Genomic DNA, 23032 nt, shown 5'->3' with positions numbered 1-23032 from the left:
ATGCGCCGCCCTTTTTCGTTGTGGGGTGCTTTCCGTACCGGACTTGATCCGGGACGAGGTCAGCTTTTGGGTTTGGTCAGCACTTTCGCAACGCTGACGAACTCTGCCACCGACAGCGTTTCGGCGCGGCGCTGGGCGTCGATGCCCAAGCTCTCCAGCGCGTCGAGCGCGCCTGGCACGCCCTTGAGGCTCTGGCGCAGCATCTTGCGGCGCTGGCCGAACGCGGCCTCCGTCACCCGTTCCAGCACCCGCATGGAGACACCTTCAGGCGCCTCGGCAGGGGTGACGTGGACGATTGCCGACATGACTTTCGGCGCCGGGGTGAAGGCGCTGCGGTGCACCTTCATCGCCAGCTTCGCGGTGGAGCGCCACTGCGCGAGAACCGCAAGACGGCCATAGGCTGACGTGTCGGGCTCGGCGATGATGCGGCGGGCCACTTCCTCCTGGAACATCAGGGTCAGCGAAGCCCACTGCGGCGGCCAGGTTTCACCCGAAAGCCAGCCGATGAACAGCGCCGTACCGACGTTGTACGGCAGGTTGGCGACGATATGGTAAGGGCCGTCGAACAGCGAAGCCGGGGTGATCTTGAGTGCGTCGCCCTCGATAACCTTGAGCTTGCCGGGAAATGCGGCTTCGACTTCGGCGAGCGCGGGCAGGCAGCGCGTATCCATCTCGACAGCGGTAACGCTGGCACCGGCGCGCAGCAGGGCCCGCGTCAGGCCGCCGGGGCCGGGGCCCACTTCGAGGACATGCTGGTCACGGAGCGAGCTGGGGATCGCGGCGATGCGGTCCAGCAGATGCTCATCGAGCAGGAAATTCTGGCCCAGCGCCTTGGAGGCCGAAAGGCCGTGCCGGGCGATGACTTCGCGCAAGGGCGGCAGGCTGGGGGTGGGAACGGTGGTCAAAGGGCTCTCCTGGCGGCGCATTCACCCGCCATGCGGATCGCGGCGATCATGGCCCCGGCGCTGGCTTCGTGTCTGCCGGCGATGGCGAAGGCGGTGCCGTGGTCGGGCGAGGTGCGCACGATGGGCAGGCCGAGGGTGACGTTCACGCCCTGATCGAAATCCAGCGTCTTGATCGGGATCAGCGCCTGGTCATGGTACATGCACAAGGCCACGTCGTAGCGGGTTCGCTCGTGCGCGGCGAAAAGGGCATCTGCGGGATGCGGTCCGGTAATGGTCAGGCCCTCGCCGCGCAGTGCTGCGATGGCGGGGGCGATGACGTCGCGGTCTTCGGTGCCCATGCGTCCGTCCTCGCCCGCGTGGGGGTTGAGGCCGGTGATCGCGATGCGTGGGGCGGCAAGGCCGAAATCGCGGGCGAGTGTCAGGGCGACGATGCGCGCCTTGCGCTCGATCAGTTCGCGGGTGACGAGGCCGGGCACGGCGCTGAGCGCTTCGTGCACGGTCAGCGGCACAGTCCGCAGCGATGGACCGGCCAGCATCATCACCGCATCTTCGTGCGGGAGGCCGCAGGCATCGGCAAGGAATTCGGTTTGCCCGGGCTGGGTGAAGCCGACTGCGGCGAGCTTCGATTTGGCGATCGGCCCGGTAACCACCGCGCCCGCTTCCCCGGACAGCGCCAGCTGAGCGGCGCGCGTGAGCGAATGGAGCGCGAGGCGGGCGCCGTCGATGGTCGGCTCGCCGAACGAGGGTGCGCAGTCCTCGTCGCCGAGGACGGGCAGGGCGGCGGCGAATGTCGCAATCGCGCCCTGCGGTTCGGTAATGCGGGTTATCGCGAGGTCGAGGCCGCGCGAGGCGGCGGCGGCGCGCAGAACCGCGGCGCCGCCGACGACGAAGAACGGGGCGAGCCCCTGTTCTTCGCGCCGGACCCATGCCTCGACTATCACTTCGGGCGCGATGCCCGCAGGGTCGCCCAGGGAAATGGCGAGCGGGGCCGCCACTGTCATGTCAGCCGCCCCGCTGCGAAGATCAATTGTATTCGATGATTGCGTCACGGCGCAGGTCGCGCAGGTAGGTCTGCGCGCGCTTGTTGACGCGGTCGTCCTCGAGCTGGGCCTGCAGCTGTTCGAAGCTGGGACCGTCGTTGACCTGCGGATCATCGCGGCCGCAGAGCATGAGGATGCGAATGCCCTCGTCGAGCGAGCCGAACGGGGGCAGCGTTTCGCCGGGTGACAGCTGAAGGATAGAGGTCTGGATTTGGGCTGGCAGGTCGCGTGCCTTGACCTGATCGTTGGTCACGACTTGGGCGCCAAGACCCGTTGCCACCTTGTCGACATCGCCGCAGCCCTTGGCCGCCTTGATGCCGGCGGCGAAGGATTCGGCGCGCTTGCCGGCCTCAGCCTCGCTGACGCCCTTGGGGAAGGGCAGCGAGATCTGCTTGAGCGAAAGGATCGCATCGCGCGGATCGGCGGTGAGGACCTGGCGCTTGTCGATCAGGTAGAGGATGTCGAAACCGCCGGGTACTTCGACCGGGCCGACCAGCTGGCCGGTTTCCAGGTCACGCGCGACGACCTGCAGTTCGCTCGGAAGCTGGGCGAGGCGGACCCAGCCCAGGTCGCCGCCGACCGATGCGGTTGTGGCTTCCGAATACTGGCGGGCATACGCAACGAAGCTGCCGCCCGAACGCAGCTGCTGGACGATCTTCGTGGCGTTCTCGTAGACCTGCTGGCGTGCATCCGGCGCGGCCGACATGTAGATCTCTCCGAGGCGGTATTCCTCGGTGCCCTTGGCAGCCTTCAGGCGGGAGAGGTTCTCGTTCACCTCGTCGTCGGAGACGTTGATGAAGGGCTGGACGTTGCGCTGGAGCAGGTTCTGCCACGACAGTTCGCCGCGAATCTGGCGCTTCAGCGATTCCGGCGAGGAGCCGACGCGCTTGAGGTAGGCGTCCATCGCGCTGACGTTCTGATTGAAGTTCTGCTGCGCCACGCGGGCGTAGGACTGGTCGACCTGGGCGTCGGCTACAGAAACGTCGGCAGCCTTGGCTTCCTGGATCTGCAACGTCTCGTCGATGAGGTTGCGCAGGATCTGCAGGCGCAGGCGCTTCATTTCCTCGTCGTCGATCTTGCCCTGGTTAGCCGCGACGATGAGCGCCAGTCGCTGGTCGACATCGGTGCCGGTGATCACGTCGCCGTTCACCACGGCCGTCGCGCGGCGCACGTTGGGGTTATCGTTGCCGAAAATCTTCACGTCGTCAGGGATGACGATCTCGCCCTGCGGCGCAGACTGCGCCTGAACCGTGCCGGCGCCGAGCGCCGACGCGAGTGCGGCCAGGCTGCCGACGGAAAGGAATGCTCGCCTGATGAAACTGCTGCGCCTGGTCTGGCTGAGCGTATTGACTGCTTGCACCGTGATTTCAATCCCGTCTTCGACCGGCCAAAGCCGGATCATCCCGGGCAGGTGCCCTGCTGGAGCTGCCTGCCGTATCGTATCGCGTACCTGCTCCCCACGTGCCCCGGGGCGGCTTAACTGAAAATGAGCACACCCGATAGCGGCTTTGCTCGGGAGTGCCAATGTTTCCGGCACGTACATCGGAGGATGCTGTCGGCGGCTTCGGCAAGCTTGGCCCGCGCGGCTTCACGACGCCGGGCCCCTTTCCCGCTTAGTGTGCCCCGATGTTCTTCAAGGCGAAGCCTAGCTGGAACGAATCGCCCCGCTTCACGTCGCCCAGCGCCACATAATCACGCCGCCAGGTAAGCGAAATCTGGATGCAGTCGTCCTCGTAAGCGGCGCCGAGGCGGGTGCGCAGCGGCTGGAAGCCGTTCGAGCCGTTGTCGGGGTCCTCTTTGCGGGAGGTCATGTTGACGACCGCCGAGCCGAACATCGACCAATACCGGGCAAACGCGATGCGGCCCGCGGCCCGCAGTTCCTCGCGGTCCTGGAGATCTTCGATTTCCTCGGAAATGTCGCGGTTCAGCTTGGTGTAGCCGATTTCCAGGTAGGAGCGGGTGTTGCCGATGACCGCGTCGAATTCGTTGCGGCGGATGGCAAGGGTGTCCTTGTCGACGCGGAAGCGGTGCACGAAGTTGATGGCATCGCGGTAACGTATCTCGGTGCGGCCGACGATGTCCGAGGTCTTGTTGGCAAGGCCGGTGCCGTCGGGCAGCACGGTCTCGCGGTTGGTCAGGCGCACCGACTGGCCGACGGTGGACTTGATCCGCCAGCGCGACCGCTCGAACTGCCAGTCGAACCCATACGTGAAGCGCACGCCGTCCTCGACCCGGTCGTAACCGGGGAAGCGGTTGAGCGAGAACAGGTTGCCGGTGTCCAGTTCGATCGCGCGCGAATCCTCGTTGGGAATCGCCAGGTTCCTGATTTTTGGGCTGGCAACGACCTGGAAGCGCGGGGTCAGCACTTGCGTGCCGCCGAAGACCTGGCCCACGAACGGCCATTTCACGTCGACGGCGGCCGTGGCGATGCCGCGTCCCTGCCATCCGGCCGTGCCTCGATAGAGCACCGTGTCGGTGTCGAGGTTATCGTCGGAATGATAGACGTCGCCGCGCACGAGGCCGGTCAGCGTCACTTCCTGCCCCATGCCGGTCAGCTTGCGCAGCGACCACTGCCCGCTGGCGAAGGCGCGCTGGGTGTCCTGACCGTCGGAGCGGGTAATGGACAGCGTATTGGCCTGAATTTCGAATTTGCCGCCCAGCAGCGGGTCATCGATGCGGCGGCGATAGTCGATCACCGGCAGGGCGACCGGGATCTGCCCCTGCACGCGGTCTGCCTGCATGGTCTGCGTCGTATAGCCGGCGATGGAAAAATAGCTGTCGTCGTCGATCCGCTCGATCTCGATCGCCGAGCGCAGGCGATCGTCGCGGCTGAGATCGTAGCGGCGCAGGAACGTGCGGTCAGTCGCGCGGCGGATCGAGCCGGTCACGCTCCAGTTGTCGTCGAGTTGCAGGCGGCCGTTGGCGAAGATGTAGCCGCGAAACGCGCGCTTGCCATCGGGGCTGGTAATGTCCGTGCCGCCGGCGATGGGGATTCTGCTGCTGGAGGTCGCGTAGCCGGTAATCTGGTACGCGCTCCTGTCGGTCAGCGCGCGGTACTGCAGCGAGGCCATCGGCGCAGCCTGTGTATAGGCAGAAAGCGTGCCGGTAAGGTCGCGGTTCTCGGCGATCTTCCAGAAGTAGGACTGCGCCAGCTCGATGCCGTTCGACGGGCTGGAGCGGATGTCCGGGATCAGGAAGCCGGAAACGGAGCCGCCGTCCGTGCCGATGGTAAGCCCGAGCAGGGGCAGCTGGACGAAGCCGAACAGTTCGATCCGCGCATCCTTGAAATGGACGCGCTTTTTTTCTTCGGAATAGACCACCTGCTTGGCGACGATTCGCCAGGACGGCTTCTTGGGACAGCCTTCGTCGTCGGTGACATCGCAGCCGGTATAGGCCGCCTGATTGAGGATGACGTCGCCATTGGCGATCCGCTCACCCTTGAGTGCGGCCAAACGCCCGCCTTCGCGCATGACGAGAAGCAGGTTCTCCATCATGCCCGTCTTGAGCTGGTCGGTCAGTTCGACCTGTTCGGTGTAAAGCTGGTTGCCGTCCTGATCGACGAGGCGCACGTTGCCAGTGGCCAGAATTTTACCGCTTTTGCGGTCCCAGGTGACCTTGTCCGATCGGACGGACTGGGCCTGCCCCTTTTCGTCGCGGCGACGCAGTACGACATTGCCGGTCGCGGTGACCAGTTCGCTATTCTGTTCGTACTGAACGTCGTCCGCCTCGAAGGCGACCGGCTCCGCTTCGGCGGTGGCAGGCGGCGGTGCGGGGGGCTGGCCTACCATCGGGCCGGTGTCGACCTGACGCGAAACGTCCTGGGCCAGGGCCGTGCCGGGCAAAGCCGTGTAAAAGACGGGTGCAGCAGCGATGCCCAAAGCCAGCGCGCGCAGGGAAAGAGGGCGCAAGCGGCGGACCTTGAGACGGATCGGGGCTTGCAGCGGGTTCTGCACGGCAGGGAGCATGGGTTGCCTATCGCATCGCCTGTGCCTAACTGCAATCCAGTCATGCGGTGAAGCGCACAAGATCAGCGTTTCACCGGGGAAATCCAGGAGAATCCATGAAGATCCAGTTCCTTGGCGCGGCAATTGCCCCCAATGCCCGTCTCGTTGCCCGCTTCGTCAACCAGGACGCGCTGCCGGCCGACCTTGAGCCGGTGCTGGCCGAAGGCGCGAAGATGGCACGGTTTTCCGGTAAGGCGGGCCAGGTCTTCGAGGGATTCGCCGAGCGCGGTGGCAACGTCGTGCGCGCGGCGCTGGCCGGCATCGGCGAGGCTTCGGCCAAGGACCGCAAGGGTGCGATCGAGCGTGCGGGCGCCAATGTCGTCGCCAAGTACCTGACAAGCGGCGAGACTGCGCTGACGCTGGACCTGAGCGGCGCGGGTCTCACCGCTGAGGAAGCGGCCGGCGCGCTGCTGGGCGCGGTGCTGCGTTCGTGGCGCCATGACGTCTATCGCACAAAGCTGGGCGCGGATGCCAAGCCCAGCCTCACCGAAATTTCCGTGGTCGGCGCGCCGGAAGGCACCGAGGCCGCCTGGGAAATCGAGCAGGCCATCGGGCAGGGCGTGTCCTTTACCCGCGAACTCGTCACCGAGCCCGCCAACATCATCTACCCCGAGAGCTTTGTGGAGCGCTGCAAGGCGCGCATGGCAGGCACCGGCCTCAATATCCGCGTCCTTGACGACAAGGAAATGGCTGCGCTCGGCATGGGCTCGCTGCTCGGCGTGGCGCAGGGCTCCGTTCGCCCTGCACGTATCCTCGTCATGGAGTGGCTGGGCGGGACCGAGGGCGAGAAGCCCGTGGCCTTCGTCGGCAAGGGCGTGACCTTCGACACCGGCGGCATCTCGATCAAGCCGGCCGGCGGCATGGAAGACATGAAGTGGGACATGGGCGGCGCCGGCGCGGTTGCCGGTACGATGCTCGCGCTCGCGCTGCGCAAGGCCAAGGCCAACGTGATCGGCGTCTGCGGCCTCGTCGAGAATATGCCCGACGGTAACGCCCAGCGCCCGGGTGACGTCGTTACCTCGATGTCGGGTCAGACCATCGAAGTCATCAACACCGACGCCGAAGGCCGCCTCGTCCTGTGCGACGCACTGACCTGGGTGCAGCGCGAATACAGTCCCGCCAAGGTCATCGACCTTGCCACGCTGACCGGTGCGATCATCCTTAGCCTCGCGCATGAATATGCCGGCCTGTTCTCTAACGACGATGCGCTTGCAGCCGAACTGAACGCTGCCGGTGACGCTTCGGGTGATCGCCTGTGGCGCATGCCGATGGGTTCGGCCTATGACAAGATGATCGACAGCCCGATCGCCGACATCAAGAACGTTGGCCCGCGCTTCGGCGGCTCGATCACTGCGGCGCAGTTCCTGCTGCGCTTCATCGAGAACGACACCCCCTGGGCGCACCTCGACATTGCCGGCACCGTATGGACCGACAAGGCCGGCGCCACCTGGGACAAGGGCGCGACCGGCTTCGGCGTGCGCCTGCTCGACCGTTTCGTGCGCGATACGCTGGAAGCGTGAGCGAAGAAGGGTCGCAGCTCGTGCGCGTGGACTTCTACCAGCTGAGCCGCGACCCCGCCGAGGCGGCCTTGCCGCTGATCGCGCGCAAGGTGCTTTCGGACGGCGGGCGCCTGCTCGTCGTTTCGGGCAACGAGGGTCAGCGCGAGCGGATTTCGCGCGCACTGTGGTCGCTCGGGCCCGAGACGTTCCTTGCCAATGGGCATGCCGGGCAAGGGAGCGAGGATCGCCAGCCGATCCTCATCTCCGACAAGCCCGAACCGACCAATGGTGCGGCGTTTCTCGCCATCGCCGATGGCAAGTGGTGCGAGGGCGCATCGCCCTTCGCGCGCACGTTCTATCTGTTCGACGACGAGACCGTGCAGCAAGCGCGGCAGGTCTGGCGAGAACTGCGCACCCGCGAGGGAGTGGAACACTTCTACTGGAAGCAGGAAGGCGGGCGCTGGGTTCAGGCGGGATGACCGAGGTGGCTTCGACAGGCTCGGCCTGAGCGGATCGCGGAAACCGCCTTCAATCCAATGCAGCCTTGGGACAGGTATTTCCTTCTCAAACCCCGCTCACGCCGAGGTTGTCGAAGTAAGCTCCGGCCGGCGCTCCAGCGAAGCATGCACCCACCCGACGACGCCATGCTTGCCGCCCTCGGCAAAGCCCGCTAGGGGCGCGCCCAACAATTCACACTTTCCCATTTCGCAAGGAACAGTTCCATGTCGGTCACCCGCACCTTTTCGATCATCAAGCCCGACGCAACCCGCCGTAACCTGACCGGTGCCGTGACCAAGATGCTCGAGGAAGCCGGCCTGCGCGTCGTCGCTTCCAAGCGCATCCAGATGTCCAAGGAGCAGGCTGAGGGCTTCTACGCCGTTCACGCCGAGCGTCCCTTCTTCGGTGACCTCGTCTCGTTCATGATCTCGGGCCCGGTCGTGGTTCAGGTCCTCGAGGGTGAAGACGCCGTGAAGCGCAACCGCGATATCATGGGCGCCACCAACCCCGAGAACGCCGATGCCGGCACGATCCGCAAGGAACTGGCCGAATCGATCGAGGCCAACTCGGTCCACGGTTCGGACTCGGAAGAGAACGCAGCGATCGAGATCGCCTACTTCTTCAAGCCGGAAGAACTGGTGGGCTGATTACCCCACTTGAATTGCGGGGGTTAATTCTTCGCAACAAGGATGAAGGTCGCCGGTTTCGGCGGCCTTTTTCTTTGGCGCGACTCGCAAGCACGCCTAGCGTCGCCGCCCACGGGAGGGGCCGCGCGCCTCGTTGCAGGATTTAGCGTTTCAATGACCAGGACCATTCTGATTGCCGCAGTCATCTCGTTTCTGGGCGCGGTCCTGGCATCCCGGGTGGCCAACACCACGGACACGGTAATGCCGTTCGGCACGTCGGACGCACAGGCTGCAACCACTTCGTACTAAGAATACGTTGCAGAACTGCCCCGATATCGGGACGGCGCTGCCAGCCCTGTCATTTGGGTTTGATCCACTCTGGATCGCTGCTGTACTATGCTTCGCAAAAGGAGAGCGGCAATGCAGGACATGGGCGAGACGGGCGAAAGCTGCCCTTTCGAATTCAACTTCGATGAAAAGAGCTTCAAGATCGGCGACACCGTGAGCTTTCGCGTCAACGGCAGCCTCGAAGGCTTTCCATTCGTGGGCACTCTGGTCGAAGTGCACGACGATCATGTCCTGATCGCCGGCGATCCGCAGGACCCGGCCAAATACTATCGCGGCACGCGTGAAAGCCGGCCCCAGGTGGAATATACCGAAGTCTGAGCCGGTACAGGCTCAGAACTCGTCGGCGGCATCCAGCAGCGAAGTCAGCTTCTTGGGTGCCACGGTGCGCCATGAACGGCACAGCCAGTCGCGAATGGCGTCCCAGTCGGTATCGCCCAGGTCAAGGCGGATGCCGATCCAGCCGTCGCCGAAATAGGCGGGGCGGTAGTAGCGATCCATGTCCTGTTCGATAAGCATGGCCTGTTCGTCAGACCCGCTGGTCTTGACGAGCAGCGCCACGCGGCCGTCACCGTGATGATCGGCACTGACATAGGCGAACTTCTTGCCTTTCACGATGCCGAAGCACGCCATGCCATGGCTGACGGTTTCCTCTGCCTCGGGCATTTCCATCGCCCGTTCGCGCACGCGTTCAAGCAGCCATTCGGGGCTGGTTTCCCGCGTGACGAGACTGGCAAGGCAGCGCGAATAGAGCTGGTGCTCGGCGATCAGCACGCGGGCGGCAAGGGTGTCTGCTGTGTCGCCGGGCAGGATCGCAACCGGGGTCTGCCCAAGCACCGGACCATCGTCCAGTTCGGCGGTGACGAGGTGGATGCTGACGCCGCCATGGCTGTCGCCCGCCTCGATCGCGCGGTCGTGGGTGTGCAGGCCGGTGTACTTGGGCAGAAGCGAAGGGTGGATGTTGACCATCCGGCCTTCCCACTTGCCCACGAATTCCGCCGTCAGGATGCGCATGTAACCGGCCAGCGCCACCCATGCGGCGCCGCTGGCACGGATCGCCGCATCCATCGCGGCGTCATGTTCGGGGCGCTTCATGCCCTTGTGGCTGAGCGCGAAGGTGGCCACGCCTTCCGCCTCGGCGAGCGCCAAGCCCCTGGCTTCAGGATCGTTGGCCGCGACCAGCACGATCTCATAAGGGCAGTCGGCCGCGCGGCTGGCATAGAGCAGCGCGGCCATGTTGGTGCCGCTGCCCGAGATCAGGACGGCGACTTTGGCCTTGTTAGCCAAGGTGCACGGCTTCCCACGGTTCGCGTGCCGACCAGGTCTCGATCGAACCGGTGACGGTGCAGCCCTTTTCGCCGGCCTCGATGGTGCCGATGGTGAAGACGGTTTCGCCCGCCGCTTCGAGATCGGCCTTGAGCGAGGCGACTTCGTCCGCTGCGACAGCCAGAACCATGCCGACGCCGCAGTTGAAGGTGCGCGCCATCTCGCCCGGCTCGATGTGGCCCTGCGCCTGCAGGAACGCCATCAGGCGCGGCTGGGGCCACGCATCTGCGTCGATTCGCGCATGCAGGCCCTTGGGTAGCACGCGGGGAATATTCTCCAGCAGACCGCCGCCGGTGATGTGGGCGAGGGCGTGGATGCGGGCTGGCTTTCCGTCCTTTGGGCGAACGAAAGGCAGCAGGCTCTTCACATAGATGCGCGTGGGCGCGATGAGGGCGTCGATCAGCAGTACTTCGGGGTCGAACAGGGCAGGTCGGTTCAGCTTCCAGCCCTTGTCCTCGGCAAGGCGGCGCACCAGCGAGTAGCCGTTCGAGTGAACGCCCGAGGAAGCGAGGCCCAGCAGCACGTCGCCTTCGGCCACCTTGTCGCCGGTCAGCTGCTCGCCGCGCTCTACCGCGCCGACGCAGAAGCCTGCGAGGTCGTAGTCGCCGGCGGCATACATGCCGGGCATTTCAGCGGTTTCGCCGCCGATCAGGGCGCAGCCCGAAATCTTGCAGCCATCGGCGATGCTGGCGACGACTCGCTCTGCGACGCCGTTTTCCAGCTTGCCGGTGGCGAAATAGTCGAGGAAGAACAGCGGCTCGGCGCCCTGCACGATAAGGTCGTTGACGCACATGGCGACGAGATCGATGCCGATCTGGTCATGGCGATCATGGTCGATGGCCAGCTTGACCTTGGTGCCGACGCCGTCGTTGGCGGCGACCAGCAACGGGTCCTTATAACCGGCTGCACGCGGATCGAAGAAGCCGCCGAAGCCGCCAAGCTCCGCGTCTGCGCCGGGGCGGGCGGTGGATTTCGCGAGCGGGGCGATGGCCTTGACCAGCGCATTTCCGGCCGCGATCGAGACGCCGGCCTGCTCGTAGCTATAGCTCTTCTGAGAGTTATCGTCGGACATTGGGCGCGCCTAGCGCTTTGTGACTTGGATTTCCATCGCCGTTTGGGCAAAAGGCCCACGGTTTCGACAGATGGCGTACACGATTTCCCCAAAAACCCCGCGGCCTGCCCGCATTAGTCCGATGGGGCGCAAGGCGCTGGTCATTGGCGGCGTAGCTGCGCTTGCGCTCTGCGCAGTCGGTATCGGGATTGGCGGCGCGCGACTCGCCGCCCAGATCGAGGGCGATCGCGGTATCGCTCCGCTCGCCAATTCCGAGGACATCCAGGTCAACGGCATCGAGGTGGACGTTACCGGGAAAACCGGGGCGGAAGCGCGGCTTGCCGGCTGGAAACAGGCGGAAAAGGAAGCCTGGAAGAAGCTGGGCGGCCCGGACATGCCGGTCGAATCGATCGATGCCATGGTCTCCTCGGTGGTCATCGGCCACGAGCAGGTCGGCCCGCGTCGGTACATGGCGACGCTGGGTGTGATCTTCGACAAGGCCAAGGCGGGGCAATATGTAGGCAGCGGTGCGGGCACCGGCCCGCGCTCGGCGCCGCTGCTGCTGCTGCCGGTTCTTCAGTCGGGCGGCGTGCGTCAGGTTTTTGAGGTTCGCGGACCCTGGCAGAAGGCCTGGGCGGAGTTCCAGGCAGCGGCGAGCCCGGTCGATTACGTGCGTCCGGCCGGGACAGGCGGCGAATCGCTTGTTCTCACCGCTGGCCAGCAAGGCCGCCGCAGCCGCCTCTGGTGGCGCACGGTGCTGGGCCAGTTCGACGCTTCCGACGTGGTCAGCCCCGTCGCGCGGCTGGAGCGCCAGTGGCCTGGTGGCCCGATCAACGGCACGTTCACGGCCCGCTACGGCCCCGACAACAAGTTCCTCGACAGCTTCACGATGACGGCGGCAAGCGAACAGGACCTGCCGCGCATGCTCGACCAGGCGGTGACGCGGGTTGACGGGCTTTACCGCGATGCGCTTTCGCAGGGCGTGCTTCAGCCCGATCCGACGATCAATGCCGGCGGCGTCGCGCTCGACCGTGCGTTCGAGGAACTGCGCCAGAAGCTGATGCCCAAGGGCGACGATCTGCCCGCCGTGCCCGTTCCTCAGCCCACCCCGACCATTCGCGCCGAGGATGTCAGCGGCGCCCCGGCCGAGACCGTCACGGTCCAGTTCGCCACGCCCGATGCGGCGGCGGTGGATGCGGCGCTGGCTGCCGTTCGCGGGGTGCCCGGCGTTCAGGGCGCGGCGACCGTCAGCCTTGCCATCGGCGGCACTTCAGTCATGCGCGTTACCGCTGCGGGCGGCTCCGAACGCATCGCTTCGGCCTTGCGTGCGCAGGGCTGGAAGGTGTCGAGCGGGGGCGGCGCGCTCAGGATCAGCCGCTAAGGCTGCACCCGGTTATGAGGCAGATCGCCCTTCCGCTGTCAGCTGCGAGCGACAGCCCGCCGCGCATTGTCGTGGCCGCCGCCAATTCCGGTGTGGTCGACGCATTGCTGGAGCCCGGCAGCTGGCCGTTCCGTACCGCGATTCTGTCCGGGCCGGCGCGTTCCGGCAAATCGCTGCTGGCGCGCTGGTTCGCCGAATCGGGCGCGGGCGATGCCATCGACGATGCCCACCTCATGGACGAGGACGCGCTGTTCCACCGCTGGAACCGGGCGCAGGAAAACGGCCGCCCGCTGCTGATCGTCGCCCAAAACCGCTTCGCGCCCGGAACCGGTGACGGTGAAGGTGTCGGGGATGAGGCGCGCTGGCGGGTGACCTTGCCCGACTTGTCCTCTCGGCTGGGTGCAGCGCTCGATCTGGAGATCGGCGAGCCGGACGATGCCATGCTGGCCGGGCTTATCGAGATCCACGCCGAGATGCGCGGACTCATCCTCGATGAAACGGCGATTCAGTATCTTGCAGGACGGTGTGAGCGTAGCCATCTGGGCGTCGAACGTCTGGTCGCCGCCATCGACCGGCTCAGTCTTGAGCGTAAGGTTGCCCCTACCATGGCAATCTGGCGCGACGCCCTGATTGAGACTAAAGGCGGCGATATCAGGGAGCCGTGAGGGCGTACCTGTTGCAGGGTAGTTGCAAACCGATCCGATTGATGGGAGATTCGGGTAATGCTGGGTGATATTGTCCGCTACCTGGATTCCGTCGTCGCACGTGATCCTGCGCCGCGTTCGCGGTGGGAAGTCCTTTTGTATCCCGGCGTCTGGGCCGTATTCTGGCACCGGATAGCCCATGCGCTGTTCCAGGCAGACCTGTTCTTCCTGGCGCGCGTGGTGAACCACCTTTCGCGCTTCCTGACCGCGATCGACATCCATCCGGGCGCGACCATCGGCAAGAACTTCTTCATCGACCACGGCTTTACCGTCATCGGTGAAACCGCGATCATTGGTGACAATGTGACGATCTACCAGTGCGTGACGCTGGGCGGGTCCAACCCCACCAATGGCGTCGGCGGCAAGCGCCATCCGACTTTGCTCGACAACGTGATCGTCGGTTCGGGCGCGCAGATCATCGGCCCCGTCACGATTGGCAAGCGTGCGCGCATCGGCGCCAGCGCCGTGGTTACCGAGGACGTGCCCGAAGGCGCGACCATGATCGGCGTCAAGGCCCGCTCCACGCTGGTCAAGGCAGAGACTTACGCCAAGGAATTCATGCCCTACGGCACGCCCTGCAAGGAGCCGTGCGAGCCGGTGGGCAACCAGCGCGTCGACGAACTGGAAGAGCAGGTCGCCCTGCTGCGCTCGCAGGTGGAATCGCTTCTGGCAGCGCGCGAGCATGAGATCCGCAAGGTCGAACGGGCAGGCGAATCGGTGCTCAAGGGTCTTTGAACCGCATGGCGGCAGGCCCTCAGGGCGGCGGTTCCGCTACCGGCAGCGTCGTTCCCTTTCCCGGTGGCGGTGCGCTTCAGGTCGGTTTCGACCGGCTCGAACTCCAGCGCATTCTCGATCTTTACGGCCGCATGGTCGCTGCCGGAATGTGGCGCGACTATGCGATGGACTTCGCCCGCGATGCCGCCAGCTTCTGCGCGTTCCGCCGCGCTGCCGAGCGTCCCCAGGCTCGAATCGAGAAACGCCCGGCGCTTCGGGGCAAGCAAGGCATGTGGACGCTGTTCGGCGAAGTTGGCCAGGTCCTCAAGCGCGGGCACGACTTGTCCAATGTCCTCAGCCCGCTGGAGCGCAAACTGCTCAAGATCGTCGAAGACTGAAGATCGCGGGCGCCTGGTGATTGCGGCCGGTTATTTTTTCGCGTTGAAATCTTCCTGTTAAATAGCACGGACAGACCGCCATCATGCGCAAGATTTCCCTTATCCTCGCCGCGGCCTCGTTGTCGCTGATGCAGTCTCCGGCCGTTCATGCGCAGGGCATGCCCGGAGGCATGGATGGGGGCATGGGAGGCGGAATGGGAGGCATGGGCGGTGGTCCCGGCGGCGAGGACGATGGGCCGGGCGGCGGAAAGCCATCCGCGCCGCGTCCGCCCAAGCCGGTGAAGCGCAAGCAGTTCGACAAGATCGTCACCGCCATGTTCCGTGAGGCCGATGCCAACAAGGACGGCACGGTCACCATCGACGAGCTTCACGCGGTCGTCGATGCACGGCGCGAAGCCACCATCCACACCCGTTTCGAGGCGGTGGACAGCAATCGCGACGGCAGCATCTCCCCAGCCGAATTCATGGCGTGGCAGAAGCGGATGGGATCGGTCGCCTCCAGCGATGCGAACGCCTTCGGGGACCGTAACGGGCCGATCCCCGACGCCATCGTGGCGACCAGTGACAATCCCGACGATTTCGTGCTGGTCCAGATGATCGAGCCGCTGAACGGCGCGACGATCGCGCGCGCCAACACCAATTACGATGCCGGTGTAAGCCTGGAGGAACTGCTGGCCTACGAAGGCAAGCACTTCGACGAGGCCGATAAGGACCATGACGGCGAGTTGAGCATGGATGAACTGCGCCCCGCAGGTGGTCCGGGCAAGGGGCCGGGCCGCGGTGCTCCCGGAGGCGCGGGTGGTCCGCCGCCGTGCCGGCCGGGCCAGAACTGCTAAGGGCAGTCGTCAGAGCAAGCATGAAGCCGTCGTCCCGGACTCGACCCGGGACGACGATATCCCCAGACGCTCCCTCTACATCTTCGTTAGCATCGAAAGAGCGTGCTGCGCCTGCTCCATGCCGTTTTCGAAGACGTGGTCGCCCTTGCGGTCGGCAATACGCGGCCAGGCTGCGGCGATGTCCTCGGCGGTGCGGTGGCCTTCGGGCAGGAGAATGCCGTCGTTGACGGTGATCCAGGCGCCTTGGATAACGCCGCCGCCTGCCGCCACGATCGCATCCGTCGGCGCATCCTTCGAAACGAGGAAGACCGCCGCAGGCGCGACGTTGCCGGGCTCGAAGGCCTTGTAGGCCTCTTCGGGAAAGATGTCGGCGGTCATGCGGGTGCCTGCGGTAGGTGCGATCGAATTGACGCGGATGCCGTATTTCGCGCCTTCGAGCCGAAGCGTGCGGGCAAGGCCCAGAACGCCGGCTTTCGCCGCACCGTAATTTGCCTGCCCGAAATTGCCGCCCAGCCCGGTCGACGAGGTGGTCATCAGGACGCGGCCGTAGTTCTGCTCGCGCATCGTGTCCCACACCGCCTTGGTGGCGAAGGCGCTGCCCAGCAAATGGACGCGCACGACCAGTTCGAAATCGGCCGGGTCCATCTTGGCGAAGGTTCTGTCGCGCAGGATACCGGCGTTGTTGATGAGGACGTGGACGGCGCCCCAGGCCTCTTTCGCGCGGGCGGCCATGGCTTCCATCTGGGCATAGTCGGAAACGTCGCCGCCATCCGCCATCGCCTCGCCGCCGGCTTCGCGGATTTCCTCGACGACGGCGAGGGCGGCGTCGGAGTTGCCGGTTCCGTCGCGCGCCGCGCCCAGATCGTTGACCACCACTTTCGCGCCGCGCCGGGCGAGATCCAGCGCATAGGCGCGGCCTAGCCCGGTTCCGGCGCCGGTGACCACTGCAACCTGTCCGGCAAAGGAAATGGTCATTGGACTTGGAACTCCGCTTCGGCGCAGGGCTGCGACCGCCCCTCGCAGATGGCAGGTTGGGCGGGGTGGTTCAATCTCGCGCGCCCGATCTGGTGCATTTCCGGGGCATTGCCGGGACATTCCTGGCCGATCGCGTAACAGCGTGACTTGCCCCGGCGACGCTGGGGAGTCATAGGCGCTCCCAACGAATCTGCGCCCGCAAAGCGAAAGGCCCTTCAGATGAAAGTCCGCGTCCACGTCAGCCTTAAGCCCGGCGTCCTCGATCCGCAGGGCCGTGCGATCCACCATTCGCTCGAAGGCCTCGGCTTTGCCGGCGTCAACGACGTGCGCGCCGGCCGCCTGTTCGAGCTGGACGTCGCCGAGACCGTTACCGACGAAGCGATCGACGACATGTGTCGCAAGCTCCTCGCTAACATGGTGATCGAGAACTACCGCATCGAGAAGGTGGCCGCCTGATGGCTTTCACTTCCGCCGTCATCACCTTCCCGGGCTCGAACTGCGACCGCGACATGGCGGTGGCGCTGGAGAAGGTCTCGGGCACAGCGCCCCACCGCGTCTGGCACGGCGACAGCCAACTGCCCGAGGGACTGGACTTCATCGCCGTTCCCGGCGGGTTCTCCTACGGCGACTACCTGCGCTGCGGCGCTATCGCCTCGCGCTCGCCGATCATGCAGGCGGTGATCGCCGCTGCGGAGCGCGGGGTGCCGGTGCTGGGCGTGTGCAACGGTTTCCAGGTGCTGACCGAAAGCGGCCTTCTGCCCGGCGCGCTTCTGCGCAATGCGGGTCTGAACTTCGTCTGCCGCGAAGTCAGCCTCGAAGTCGCCAATGCGCAGTCGCTGTTCACCTCCGCCTACGATGCCGGACAGGTAATCCGCGTTCCCGTGGCGCATCACGATGGCAACTACTTCGCCGACGACGCCACGCTCGACCGTCTCGAGGGGGAGGGCCGCGTAGCCTTCCGCTATGCCGAGGAGGTCAACGGTTCAGCCCGCTCGATCGCAGGCCTGCTCAACGCGGCCGGCAACGTGCTGGGCATGATGCCGCACCCTGAGCGCGCGATCGAGGACACCCACGGCGGCACCGACGGGCGCGGCCTGTTCGAAAGCGCGATTCGGGGCCTCGTCGGGGCCTGATCGCCTTCGTTCGCGCTGCGGACGATGCCTCTCACAATGAAAAGCCCTCGGGATTGTCTCCCGAGGGCTTTTCATTTGTGCAACCGCCGGGCCGAGGTCAGCCCGGCTTGGGTGCGCCCATCAGCCGCTTGGCCAGCAGCAGCTTGAACAGCCCGAAGCCGACTAGGCCGACCATCGCGGTTCCTGCGTGAAGCAGCCAGAACTGCGTGGTGGGCATCGTCTCGAACAGGGTGCCGATCTTGCCGACTGCCAGGTTCGCGCCGAAGAACGCCAGATAATAGATTCCCACGATCGAGGCATTGAGCGCGCGCGGCGCCAGCCGGGTGAACAGGGCCAGGCTTACCGGGAGCAGATGCGCGAAGCCGATCGAATTCACGAGGTGGAACATCACCGGCCAGAACAGGCCGATCTTGCCCGTCCCCTGCGTCAGCGCCGCCATGTAGAGGCACAGTGCGCCACCGACGATGAACACGCAGCCCAGGATCATCTTGCCCAGTTCGTCCGGTTCCTTCCCGGTGCGCTTGCCGACGAAGGCCCAGAACGCGGCAACGGCCACGAGCATCGAGAAGCTGAGCGTCGCGTCCAGAGTAATCATCCAGCTGGTGGGCAGGGTTGTGCCCATGAAAGTCAGCTGGAACTGCTGGTCGGCCCAGACGAGGTAGGCGTTGAAGATCTGCTGGTTGACCAGAAGCGAGAGGCCGAGGATCGGCACCAGCACCAGAACGGCGGCCAGGCGCGCACCGTCACCGGGCTCGAAGCGGGGACGCGGCTGAGACGATTTCACGGTCCTGGGCCTGTCCGCCGGCAGCCAGGGGCGTGCGGCGAGGTAGATAAGCAGGCCGATCACCATGACCACTCCGGCGGCGCCGAAGCCCCAGTGCCAGCCGATCTTCTCGCCCAGGGTGCCGGAGATCAGCGGTGCGGCGATCACCGAGACGTTGATGAAGATGTAGAAGATCTGGAACGCCATGGCGCGGCGGATGTCGTTAGCGGCATAGAGTTCGCCCACCTGGCTGGCGATGTTGCCCTTGAACAGACCCACACCGATGACCAGCGAAAGCAGGGCCAGCAGGAAGGCGCCCTCGAATGCCATCAGGAAATGGCCGAGCGACATGATGACCGCGCCCGCGATCAGCGCCGCGCGGCGGCCCAGCAGCAGGTCGGCGAGCAGACCGCCGAGGATTGGCGTCAGGTAGACCAGCGCGGTGTACGTCCCGAAAATTTCCGAGGCGAGCGGCTGGCCTTCAAGGCCCGAGAACAGGTGGGTTTTCAGCCACTCCAGTCCGATCACGCTTTCCTGCCGGCCGGGCACCAGCAGATACTTGACCATGTAAAGCGTCAGCAGCGTCTGCATCGAGTAGTACGAGAACCGTTCGCACCCCTCCACCACGCCGAGATAACCCAGTCCTTTGGGGTGTCCGAGGAAGGCGCGGTCGTTCCGCGCGGCCTCCTCGGGGAAATCGAGTTTAGGTGTCGCTTCGGCTGCTGTCATGGATGAGGTGACTTTCTCGGCCCGTAATTATCTTGTCGCGATGCGCAATCGCGGTGCGTGGGCGAGCAATGTCACGTCGATGTAATGCCGTCAATTTTCGATATGACCCGCACCGGTAAGGCGGCAGACCCCGACAAAGCCTGCCGCCTCCGGTACGCTCCGGGGGATTCACGCGGAGCGTAACGGCCCCCCGGCCGTGCTGTAACGCGACAGAATCGAGGAACCCATACAAGGAACGGGCATGGGCCGAATGGCGTTCCCGCACTGAGGGCACCCGTCGCCCTCAGGCAACGGCGCGCCGCTTTGCTGCGGTTCAGGCCGGGCGCGCCAGTTCCTCGTCGAGGAAAGCGGCGACGTCGTCCAGCGAGACTTGCTTGTCGAGATAGGTCTGGCCGATGCCCTTGAGCAGCAGGAAGGGCAGGGTGCCGGCGTCCATCTTCTTGTCGTGCAGCATGTGCCGCACCAGGCCGGCGCCGTCGCAGTCCATGCCGAGGGCGGGAAGGCTTGCGGGGAGGCCTATTTCGGCAATATGCCGGGCGACGTGCTCTGCCGTGGCGTGCGGCATCAGTTCGCGACGGGCGGAGTAGCGTGCGGCCAGAACCATGCCCAGCGCCACGCCCTCGCCGTGCAGCAGGCGCGAAGAGAAACCGGTTTCGGCTTCCAGCGCGTGGCCGAACGTGTGGCCGAGGTTGAGCAGGGCGCGGCGGCCCGTCGTCTCGAACTCGTCCTCGGCGACGATGCGAGCCTTGGACGCCACCGAATGGGCAACCGCATATTCGCGAAGGGCGCCGTCACCAGCGATCATCTTTGCGGCATTGGCATCGCACCAGCCGAAGAAATCGGCATCGTCGATCAGGCCGTACTTCACTACTTCGGCATAGCCCGCGAGCAGTTCGCGCGTCGGCAGGGTATCCAGCACCGAAAGGTCGGCCAGCACCAGCGAAGGCTGATGGAAGGCTCCGACGAGGTTCTTGCCGGCAGGAGTATTGATAGCGGTCTTGCCGCCGACGCTCGAATCGACCTGCGCAAGCAAGGTCGTCGGCACCTGGATGAAGTGGCAGCCGCGCTTCAGCACGGAGGCGCAAAAACCGGTGAGGTCGCCGATGACGCCGCCGCCCAGCGCGATGATATGGTCGCCGCGCTCCACTTCAAGGGCCAGCAGCCAGTTCACCGTGGCGGCCAGTTCTTCCCACGACTTGGTCTTTTCGCCGGGGGGCAGGATGCGCCAGTGCGGTTCGTGGCCATTATCGCGCAAGGATGCCTCGACCACAGCGCCCCAGGCGGCGTGGACGTTGGAATCGGTGATGATCGGTACGCCGCGCTTGCGCAGTCTGCCCCGGCAATTGGGCACAAGTTCGGCCAGCAGGCCAGCGGCCACGCGCACTTCGTAAGGGCGCGATGCGATATCGACGGGGATCACAGCCATTGCGAAATTCCCTGGAGAACCTTGTTGATCGTCTGGACGTGCGGCCCGCTGCCACTCGTCACGTGAATAGGTGCCTGGGCGTAATGCGGCGCGCGTTCATCGCGCAGGCGGCCGAGGATTTCACGAGGATCACCGTCGCGCAGCAGCGGGCGGTTTTCCTTGCGCGCGGTACGCTCGACCAGGGTATCGACTTCGCTGTCGAGCCAGATGGTGATCGCCTTGTCGAGGATCAGCGCGCGGGTTTCGGCATTGCAGAAGGCACCGCCGCCGGTGGCGATCACGATTCGCGGCTTGCCCGCATTCGCGCGCTCGGTGACGAGGCGGGTGATCACCCGGCGCTCGCCGTCGCGGAAATAGTCTTCGCCGTAAGTGTCGAAGATTTCGGGGATCGTCATCTGCGCCGAACGCTCGATCTCGTCGTCGGCATCGACGAAGGGGCAGTCGATCAGGGTGGCGAGCCGTTTGCCCACGCTCGACTTGCCGACGCCCATCATGCCTACCAGCACGATCGGGCGGTCGATACGGCGGGCGAGCGCCGCAATTTCCTGCGCGGAAAACCGGGTCTGTTGAACGTCCATTGCCCGACCGCCTATAGTTGCGCTAGGTCGCAGCGCAAGCACGGTTAAGATCGGGCATGATGAAGGAAGACGAGTGACGATCATGAAGCGCAGGCGCAGGCTTGCAGGAGCAATCGCCATCGCCGTTCCGCTCGCCGTGGTTGCCCTGGGCGTTGCCGCATGGAGGGATGCGGGCGTCCAGCCCGTGGCGGACCAGACTATTTCCGTTCCCCTGCCGGAGCTTGCGAAATGAGGGCGGTCTACCTTCTCGCAGGCGCCGCGCTGGCGCTGACCTCGGTCTGGGTCGCGGCGCAGGACGCGCCCGAATCGCTGCTTCCCAAGATGTTCGACGAGCCGGCGCCGACAGCTTCGCGAACCGCCGCGCCGCGCCCTGCAGCGCCGCGCCCGGTGGTGCCCGGCAGCGCGCCGTCGTCGGCACCGCGTGCGGTCTCGACGCCGGTGGTGCAGGCAGTCCCCACCGGTACGCCGCAAACCACGGCGCTGGAGCCGGCCCCGGATCAGGGGACGCTGACGCGCGTGCCCACGCTCGACGAACTGGCGCGCATGTCGCCGGAGGATTTCGAGGCGCTGCTTGGCAGCAAGATCGTGATCGACATGCCGCCGCAGGCGCGCCGTTCGGTCAACGAGGCCGGCTTGCTGGGCGAGGACGAGGGCGGCTTGGCTCTCGATTCGCTGGCAATCCAGAACGGCCGCCTCATCCAGGTCGCGCTTTCGGGTAACCGCGGTGCGCTCGTTTCGCGCTGGGGACACATCCTGCTGCGCCGCGCACTGGCTTCGCGTCTGCAGCCGCCGCGCGGGATGAGCGCGCAGGATTTCCTGGCGCTGCGCGTCTCGCTGCTGCTGCGCATGGGCGAAACCGATGCCGCGCGTGCCGTCCTGCAGGACATGGATATCGCAGACTACAACCCGGCTATCGGCGCGGTAGTGCTCGACGTCTATTCGAAAAACGCCGACTTCACCGGCATGTGCCCTGTCATGGCGACGCAGGGTTCGCTGCGCGAAGACCCCGCCTGGGGCGTCACCCGCACCATCTGCGATGCTTTCCGGGGCAACAGCACTGCCTCGATCTCGCGGCTGGAGCGTGACCGCAATCGCGGGACGATGGACCAGATCGACATGCTGCTCGCGCAGAAATACGCGGGCGCCGCCGGCAAGTCTCGCCGAGCAGTGACGATCGAGTGGGACAAGGTTACCGGTCTGACGTCCTGGCGCTATGGCCTTGCGATCGGTGTCGGGCTGGAGCCGCCTGCTACGCTGATGGCGAGCGCGGGGCCGTCCTATGACTATGTCACCGCACTGGCGCCAATGGTGGGCCTTGCCCGCCGTGCCGCGGCGGCGGACCGCGCTGCGGCGGCGGGCGTGCTGTCGAATGCGGCGATGGTCGACCTCTATTCGCAGATATACGCCGATCCGGACGTGACCGGCGAATGGCAGGACCGGGCCGAATCCCTGCGTGATGCCTATACTCAGGAAGACCCGGCTGCGCGCCTTGCAGCGATGCAGGCGCTGTGGAACGTCAGCGGGCCGCTGAAGTATTCGCGCGAAGTGCTGACGGCCGCTGCCGCTGCGCGCATGGCGCCCAGCGCGGCGCTGGCTGACAGCGCGCCATCGCTGATCGCCTCGATGCTGGCGGCGGGTTACGATGCCAATGCACTGCGCTGGGCCAATGTGGTCAATGCCGGTTCGCGCGGCTGGGGGATGCTGGTCCTGGCAGCGCCAGGGCGTGGACCGACGGTCGATTCGGGTACGGTCAGCACTTATGTCGACGACGATGACAGCGTGAACAAGCGCCGGTCGGCCTTCCTCGTTGCGGGGCTCGCGGGCCTCGGCCGGATAGACGGCGGGGAGGCGGAGCGTGTTTCGGGCGAAACCGGTGCCAGCATCGGCGGAACCACCCGCTGGACCCAGGCGATCGACAGTGCGGCGCGGCGCGGCGATGCCGCCAGCGTGGTACTGCTCGCCGGATTCGGCATGCAGGGCGACGACTGGCAGCGCATGACGCCGCGCTTCCTGTTCCACATCGTCTCGGCCCTGCGCGAAGTCGGTCTCGATGCCGAAGCCCGGATGATCGCTGCCGAAGCGGTGGCGCGGGTCTGAACGA

Annotated in this window: 24 protein-coding genes; 14 read left to right on the top strand and 10 right to left on the bottom strand. The window is 65.6% G+C overall.

Features of this window, described 5'->3' with window-relative positions:
* Positions 1-59 precede the first annotated feature (59 nt).
* From rsmA to GVL61_RS02075, 4 genes are all read right to left on the bottom strand, one after another.
* Positions 60-905: a 16S rRNA (adenine(1518)-N(6)/adenine(1519)-N(6))-dimethyltransferase RsmA gene (rsmA, locus tag GVL61_RS02090; protein ID WP_235037497.1), complete on the bottom strand. Its 846-nt coding sequence runs from the start codon at positions 903-905 to the stop codon at positions 60-62.
* Positions 902-1906, bottom strand: a complete 1005-nt coding sequence (gene pdxA, locus GVL61_RS02085; RefSeq protein ID WP_159976422.1) for a 4-hydroxythreonine-4-phosphate dehydrogenase PdxA — start codon at positions 1904-1906, stop codon at positions 902-904. Before pdxA ends, rsmA begins: the two co-directional genes overlap by 4 nt.
* Positions 1907-1928: 22 nt before the next feature.
* Positions 1929-3305, bottom strand: a complete 1377-nt coding sequence (locus tag GVL61_RS02080) for a peptidylprolyl isomerase (RefSeq protein ID WP_159976419.1) — start codon at positions 3303-3305, stop codon at positions 1929-1931.
* Positions 3306-3558: 253 nt separating this feature from the next.
* On the bottom strand, positions 3559-5910 hold the full coding sequence (locus GVL61_RS02075) for an LPS-assembly protein LptD (protein WP_159976416.1): 2352 nt from the start codon (positions 5908-5910) through the stop codon (positions 3559-3561).
* Between the two features lie 95 nt (positions 5911-6005).
* Here GVL61_RS02075 and GVL61_RS02070 point away from each other — a divergent pair, with 95 nt between their 5' ends.
* The 5 genes from GVL61_RS02070 (at position 6006) to GVL61_RS02055 (ending at position 9238) form a co-directional block, all read left to right on the top strand.
* Positions 6006-7469, top strand: coding sequence for a leucyl aminopeptidase (locus GVL61_RS02070; RefSeq protein WP_159976413.1), 1464 nt, complete (start codon positions 6006-6008; stop codon positions 7467-7469).
* Between the two features lie 20 nt (positions 7470-7489).
* Positions 7490-7927 (top strand): DNA polymerase III subunit chi, encoded by a 438-nt coding sequence (locus tag GVL61_RS02065; RefSeq protein WP_159976649.1) that lies wholly within the window; start codon positions 7490-7492, stop codon positions 7925-7927.
* A gap of 243 nt (positions 7928-8170) precedes the next feature.
* Positions 8171-8593, top strand: a complete 423-nt coding sequence (ndk, locus tag GVL61_RS02060; protein WP_043975382.1) for a nucleoside-diphosphate kinase — start codon at positions 8171-8173, stop codon at positions 8591-8593.
* Positions 8594-8746: 153 nt separating this feature from the next.
* On the top strand, positions 8747-8881 hold the full coding sequence (locus GVL61_RS25230; protein WP_255456502.1) for a hypothetical protein: 135 nt from the start codon (positions 8747-8749) through the stop codon (positions 8879-8881).
* Between the two features lie 111 nt (positions 8882-8992).
* The gene (locus tag GVL61_RS02055; protein ID WP_159976410.1) at positions 8993-9238 is read left to right on the top strand and encodes a hypothetical protein; all 246 of its coding nucleotides are present in this window, start codon (positions 8993-8995) and stop codon (positions 9236-9238) included.
* 12 nt (positions 9239-9250) lie between these two features.
* Here GVL61_RS02055 and purN read toward each other — a convergent pair whose 3' ends face one another.
* Positions 9251-10204 (bottom strand): phosphoribosylglycinamide formyltransferase, encoded by a 954-nt coding sequence (gene purN, locus GVL61_RS02050; RefSeq protein WP_159976407.1) that lies wholly within the window; start codon positions 10202-10204, stop codon positions 9251-9253.
* A complete protein-coding gene (gene purM, locus GVL61_RS02045; protein WP_159976404.1) occupies positions 10197-11315 on the bottom strand; it encodes a phosphoribosylformylglycinamidine cyclo-ligase in 1119 nt (372 codons plus the stop codon). Before purM ends, purN begins: the two co-directional genes overlap by 8 nt.
* 70 nt (positions 11316-11385) lie before the next feature.
* On the opposite strand from purM, the gene GVL61_RS02040 reads away from it, so the two are divergent.
* The 5 genes from GVL61_RS02040 to GVL61_RS02020 all read left to right on the top strand — a co-directional run bounded on the left by GVL61_RS02040 (position 11386) and on the right by GVL61_RS02020 (position 15327).
* On the top strand, positions 11386-12675 hold the full coding sequence (locus GVL61_RS02040) for a heavy-metal-associated domain-containing protein (RefSeq protein ID WP_159976402.1): 1290 nt from the start codon (positions 11386-11388) through the stop codon (positions 12673-12675).
* Between the two features lie 14 nt (positions 12676-12689).
* Entirely contained in the window at positions 12690-13340 is a 651-nt protein-coding gene (locus GVL61_RS02035; protein ID WP_159976399.1) for an ATPase, read from the top strand.
* Between the two features lie 57 nt (positions 13341-13397).
* Entirely contained in the window at positions 13398-14114 is a 717-nt protein-coding gene (epsC, locus tag GVL61_RS02030; protein ID WP_159976396.1) for a serine O-acetyltransferase EpsC, read from the top strand.
* A 5-nt stretch (positions 14115-14119) separates the two neighbouring features.
* Complete coding sequence (locus GVL61_RS02025) at positions 14120-14491, top strand: DUF2794 domain-containing protein (RefSeq protein WP_159976393.1); 372 nt, start codon at positions 14120-14122, stop codon at positions 14489-14491.
* 83 nt (positions 14492-14574) lie between these two features.
* Positions 14575-15327 carry an EF-hand domain-containing protein gene (locus GVL61_RS02020; protein ID WP_159976390.1) on the top strand — a complete coding sequence of 251 codons (753 nt, stop codon included), beginning with the start codon at positions 14575-14577 and terminating at the stop codon, positions 15325-15327.
* 75 nt (positions 15328-15402) lie between these two features.
* Here GVL61_RS02020 and GVL61_RS02015 read toward each other — a convergent pair whose 3' ends face one another.
* Positions 15403-16302, bottom strand: a complete 900-nt coding sequence (locus GVL61_RS02015; protein WP_159976388.1) for an SDR family NAD(P)-dependent oxidoreductase — start codon at positions 16300-16302, stop codon at positions 15403-15405.
* Between the two features lie 219 nt (positions 16303-16521).
* Between GVL61_RS02015 and purS the strand changes: the two genes are divergently transcribed.
* The gene (purS, locus tag GVL61_RS02010; protein ID WP_159976385.1) at positions 16522-16758 is read left to right on the top strand and encodes a phosphoribosylformylglycinamidine synthase subunit PurS; all 237 of its coding nucleotides are present in this window, start codon (positions 16522-16524) and stop codon (positions 16756-16758) included.
* Positions 16758-17435 carry a phosphoribosylformylglycinamidine synthase subunit PurQ gene (gene purQ, locus GVL61_RS02005; protein WP_159976382.1) on the top strand — a complete coding sequence of 226 codons (678 nt, stop codon included), beginning with the start codon at positions 16758-16760 and terminating at the stop codon, positions 17433-17435. The genes purS and purQ overlap by 1 nt, the downstream gene beginning before the upstream one ends.
* Before the next feature lie 97 nt (positions 17436-17532).
* Here purQ and GVL61_RS02000 read toward each other — a convergent pair whose 3' ends face one another.
* From GVL61_RS02000 to GVL61_RS01990, 3 genes are all read right to left on the bottom strand, one after another.
* Positions 17533-18927 (bottom strand): peptide MFS transporter, encoded by a 1395-nt coding sequence (locus GVL61_RS02000; RefSeq protein WP_159976379.1) that lies wholly within the window; start codon positions 18925-18927, stop codon positions 17533-17535.
* A 313-nt stretch (positions 18928-19240) separates the two neighbouring features.
* On the bottom strand, positions 19241-20353 hold the full coding sequence (aroB, locus tag GVL61_RS01995) for a 3-dehydroquinate synthase (protein WP_159976376.1): 1113 nt from the start codon (positions 20351-20353) through the stop codon (positions 19241-19243).
* A complete protein-coding gene (locus tag GVL61_RS01990; RefSeq protein ID WP_159976373.1) occupies positions 20344-20931 on the bottom strand; it encodes a shikimate kinase in 588 nt (195 codons plus the stop codon). Before GVL61_RS01990 ends, aroB begins: the two co-directional genes overlap by 10 nt.
* Positions 20932-21004: 73 nt before the next feature.
* On the opposite strand from GVL61_RS01990, the gene GVL61_RS01985 reads away from it, so the two are divergent.
* Positions 21005-21163 carry a hypothetical protein gene (locus tag GVL61_RS01985; RefSeq protein WP_159976370.1) on the top strand — a complete coding sequence of 53 codons (159 nt, stop codon included), beginning with the start codon at positions 21005-21007 and terminating at the stop codon, positions 21161-21163.
* Positions 21160-23028 carry a hypothetical protein gene (locus GVL61_RS01980; protein WP_159976367.1) on the top strand — a complete coding sequence of 623 codons (1869 nt, stop codon included), beginning with the start codon at positions 21160-21162 and terminating at the stop codon, positions 23026-23028. Before GVL61_RS01985 ends, GVL61_RS01980 begins: the two co-directional genes overlap by 4 nt.
* The last annotated feature ends 4 nt before the right edge of the window (positions 23029-23032 follow it).

Source organism: Novosphingobium sp. 18050 (assembly GCF_902706195.1).
GTDB lineage: Bacteria > Pseudomonadota > Alphaproteobacteria > Sphingomonadales > Sphingomonadaceae > Novosphingobium.
The sequence above is the reverse complement of the archived record's forward strand: the minus strand, read 5'-3'. Positions and strand labels throughout refer to the sequence as shown.

Bases quoted from the DNA above. Each gene is read 5' to 3' on its own strand.
- pdxA (WP_159976422.1), bottom strand. From the start codon at position 1,906: ATGACAGTGGCGGCCCCGCTCGCCATTTCCCTGGGCGACCCTGCGGGC.
- GVL61_RS02075 (WP_159976416.1), bottom strand. From the start codon at position 5,910: ATGCTCCCTGCCGTGCAGAACCCGCTGCAAGCCCCGATCCGTCTCAAG.
- GVL61_RS02070 (WP_159976413.1), top strand. From the start codon at position 6,006: ATGAAGATCCAGTTCCTTGGCGCGGCAATTGCCCCCAATGCCCGTCTC.
- ndk (WP_043975382.1), top strand. From the start codon at position 8,171: ATGTCGGTCACCCGCACCTTTTCGATCATCAAGCCCGACGCAACCCGC.
- GVL61_RS25230 (WP_255456502.1), top strand. From the start codon at position 8,747: ATGACCAGGACCATTCTGATTGCCGCAGTCATCTCGTTTCTGGGCGCG.
- GVL61_RS02055 (WP_159976410.1), top strand. From the start codon at position 8,993: ATGCAGGACATGGGCGAGACGGGCGAAAGCTGCCCTTTCGAATTCAAC.
- purM (WP_159976404.1), bottom strand. From the start codon at position 11,315: ATGTCCGACGATAACTCTCAGAAGAGCTATAGCTACGAGCAGGCCGGC.
- GVL61_RS02040 (WP_159976402.1), top strand. From the start codon at position 11,386: ATGGCGTACACGATTTCCCCAAAAACCCCGCGGCCTGCCCGCATTAGT.
- GVL61_RS02035 (WP_159976399.1), top strand. From the start codon at position 12,690: ATGAGGCAGATCGCCCTTCCGCTGTCAGCTGCGAGCGACAGCCCGCCG.
- epsC (WP_159976396.1), top strand. From the start codon at position 13,398: ATGCTGGGTGATATTGTCCGCTACCTGGATTCCGTCGTCGCACGTGAT.
- GVL61_RS02025 (WP_159976393.1), top strand. From the start codon at position 14,120: ATGGCGGCAGGCCCTCAGGGCGGCGGTTCCGCTACCGGCAGCGTCGTT.
- GVL61_RS02020 (WP_159976390.1), top strand. From the start codon at position 14,575: ATGCGCAAGATTTCCCTTATCCTCGCCGCGGCCTCGTTGTCGCTGATG.
- GVL61_RS02015 (WP_159976388.1), bottom strand. From the start codon at position 16,302: ATGACCATTTCCTTTGCCGGACAGGTTGCAGTGGTCACCGGCGCCGGA.
- purS (WP_159976385.1), top strand. From the start codon at position 16,522: ATGAAAGTCCGCGTCCACGTCAGCCTTAAGCCCGGCGTCCTCGATCCG.
- purQ (WP_159976382.1), top strand. From the start codon at position 16,758: ATGGCTTTCACTTCCGCCGTCATCACCTTCCCGGGCTCGAACTGCGAC.
- GVL61_RS02000 (WP_159976379.1), bottom strand. From the start codon at position 18,927: ATGACAGCAGCCGAAGCGACACCTAAACTCGATTTCCCCGAGGAGGCC.
- aroB (WP_159976376.1), bottom strand. From the start codon at position 20,353: ATGGCTGTGATCCCCGTCGATATCGCATCGCGCCCTTACGAAGTGCGC.
- GVL61_RS01990 (WP_159976373.1), bottom strand. From the start codon at position 20,931: ATGGACGTTCAACAGACCCGGTTTTCCGCGCAGGAAATTGCGGCGCTC.
- GVL61_RS01980 (WP_159976367.1), top strand. From the start codon at position 21,160: ATGAGGGCGGTCTACCTTCTCGCAGGCGCCGCGCTGGCGCTGACCTCG.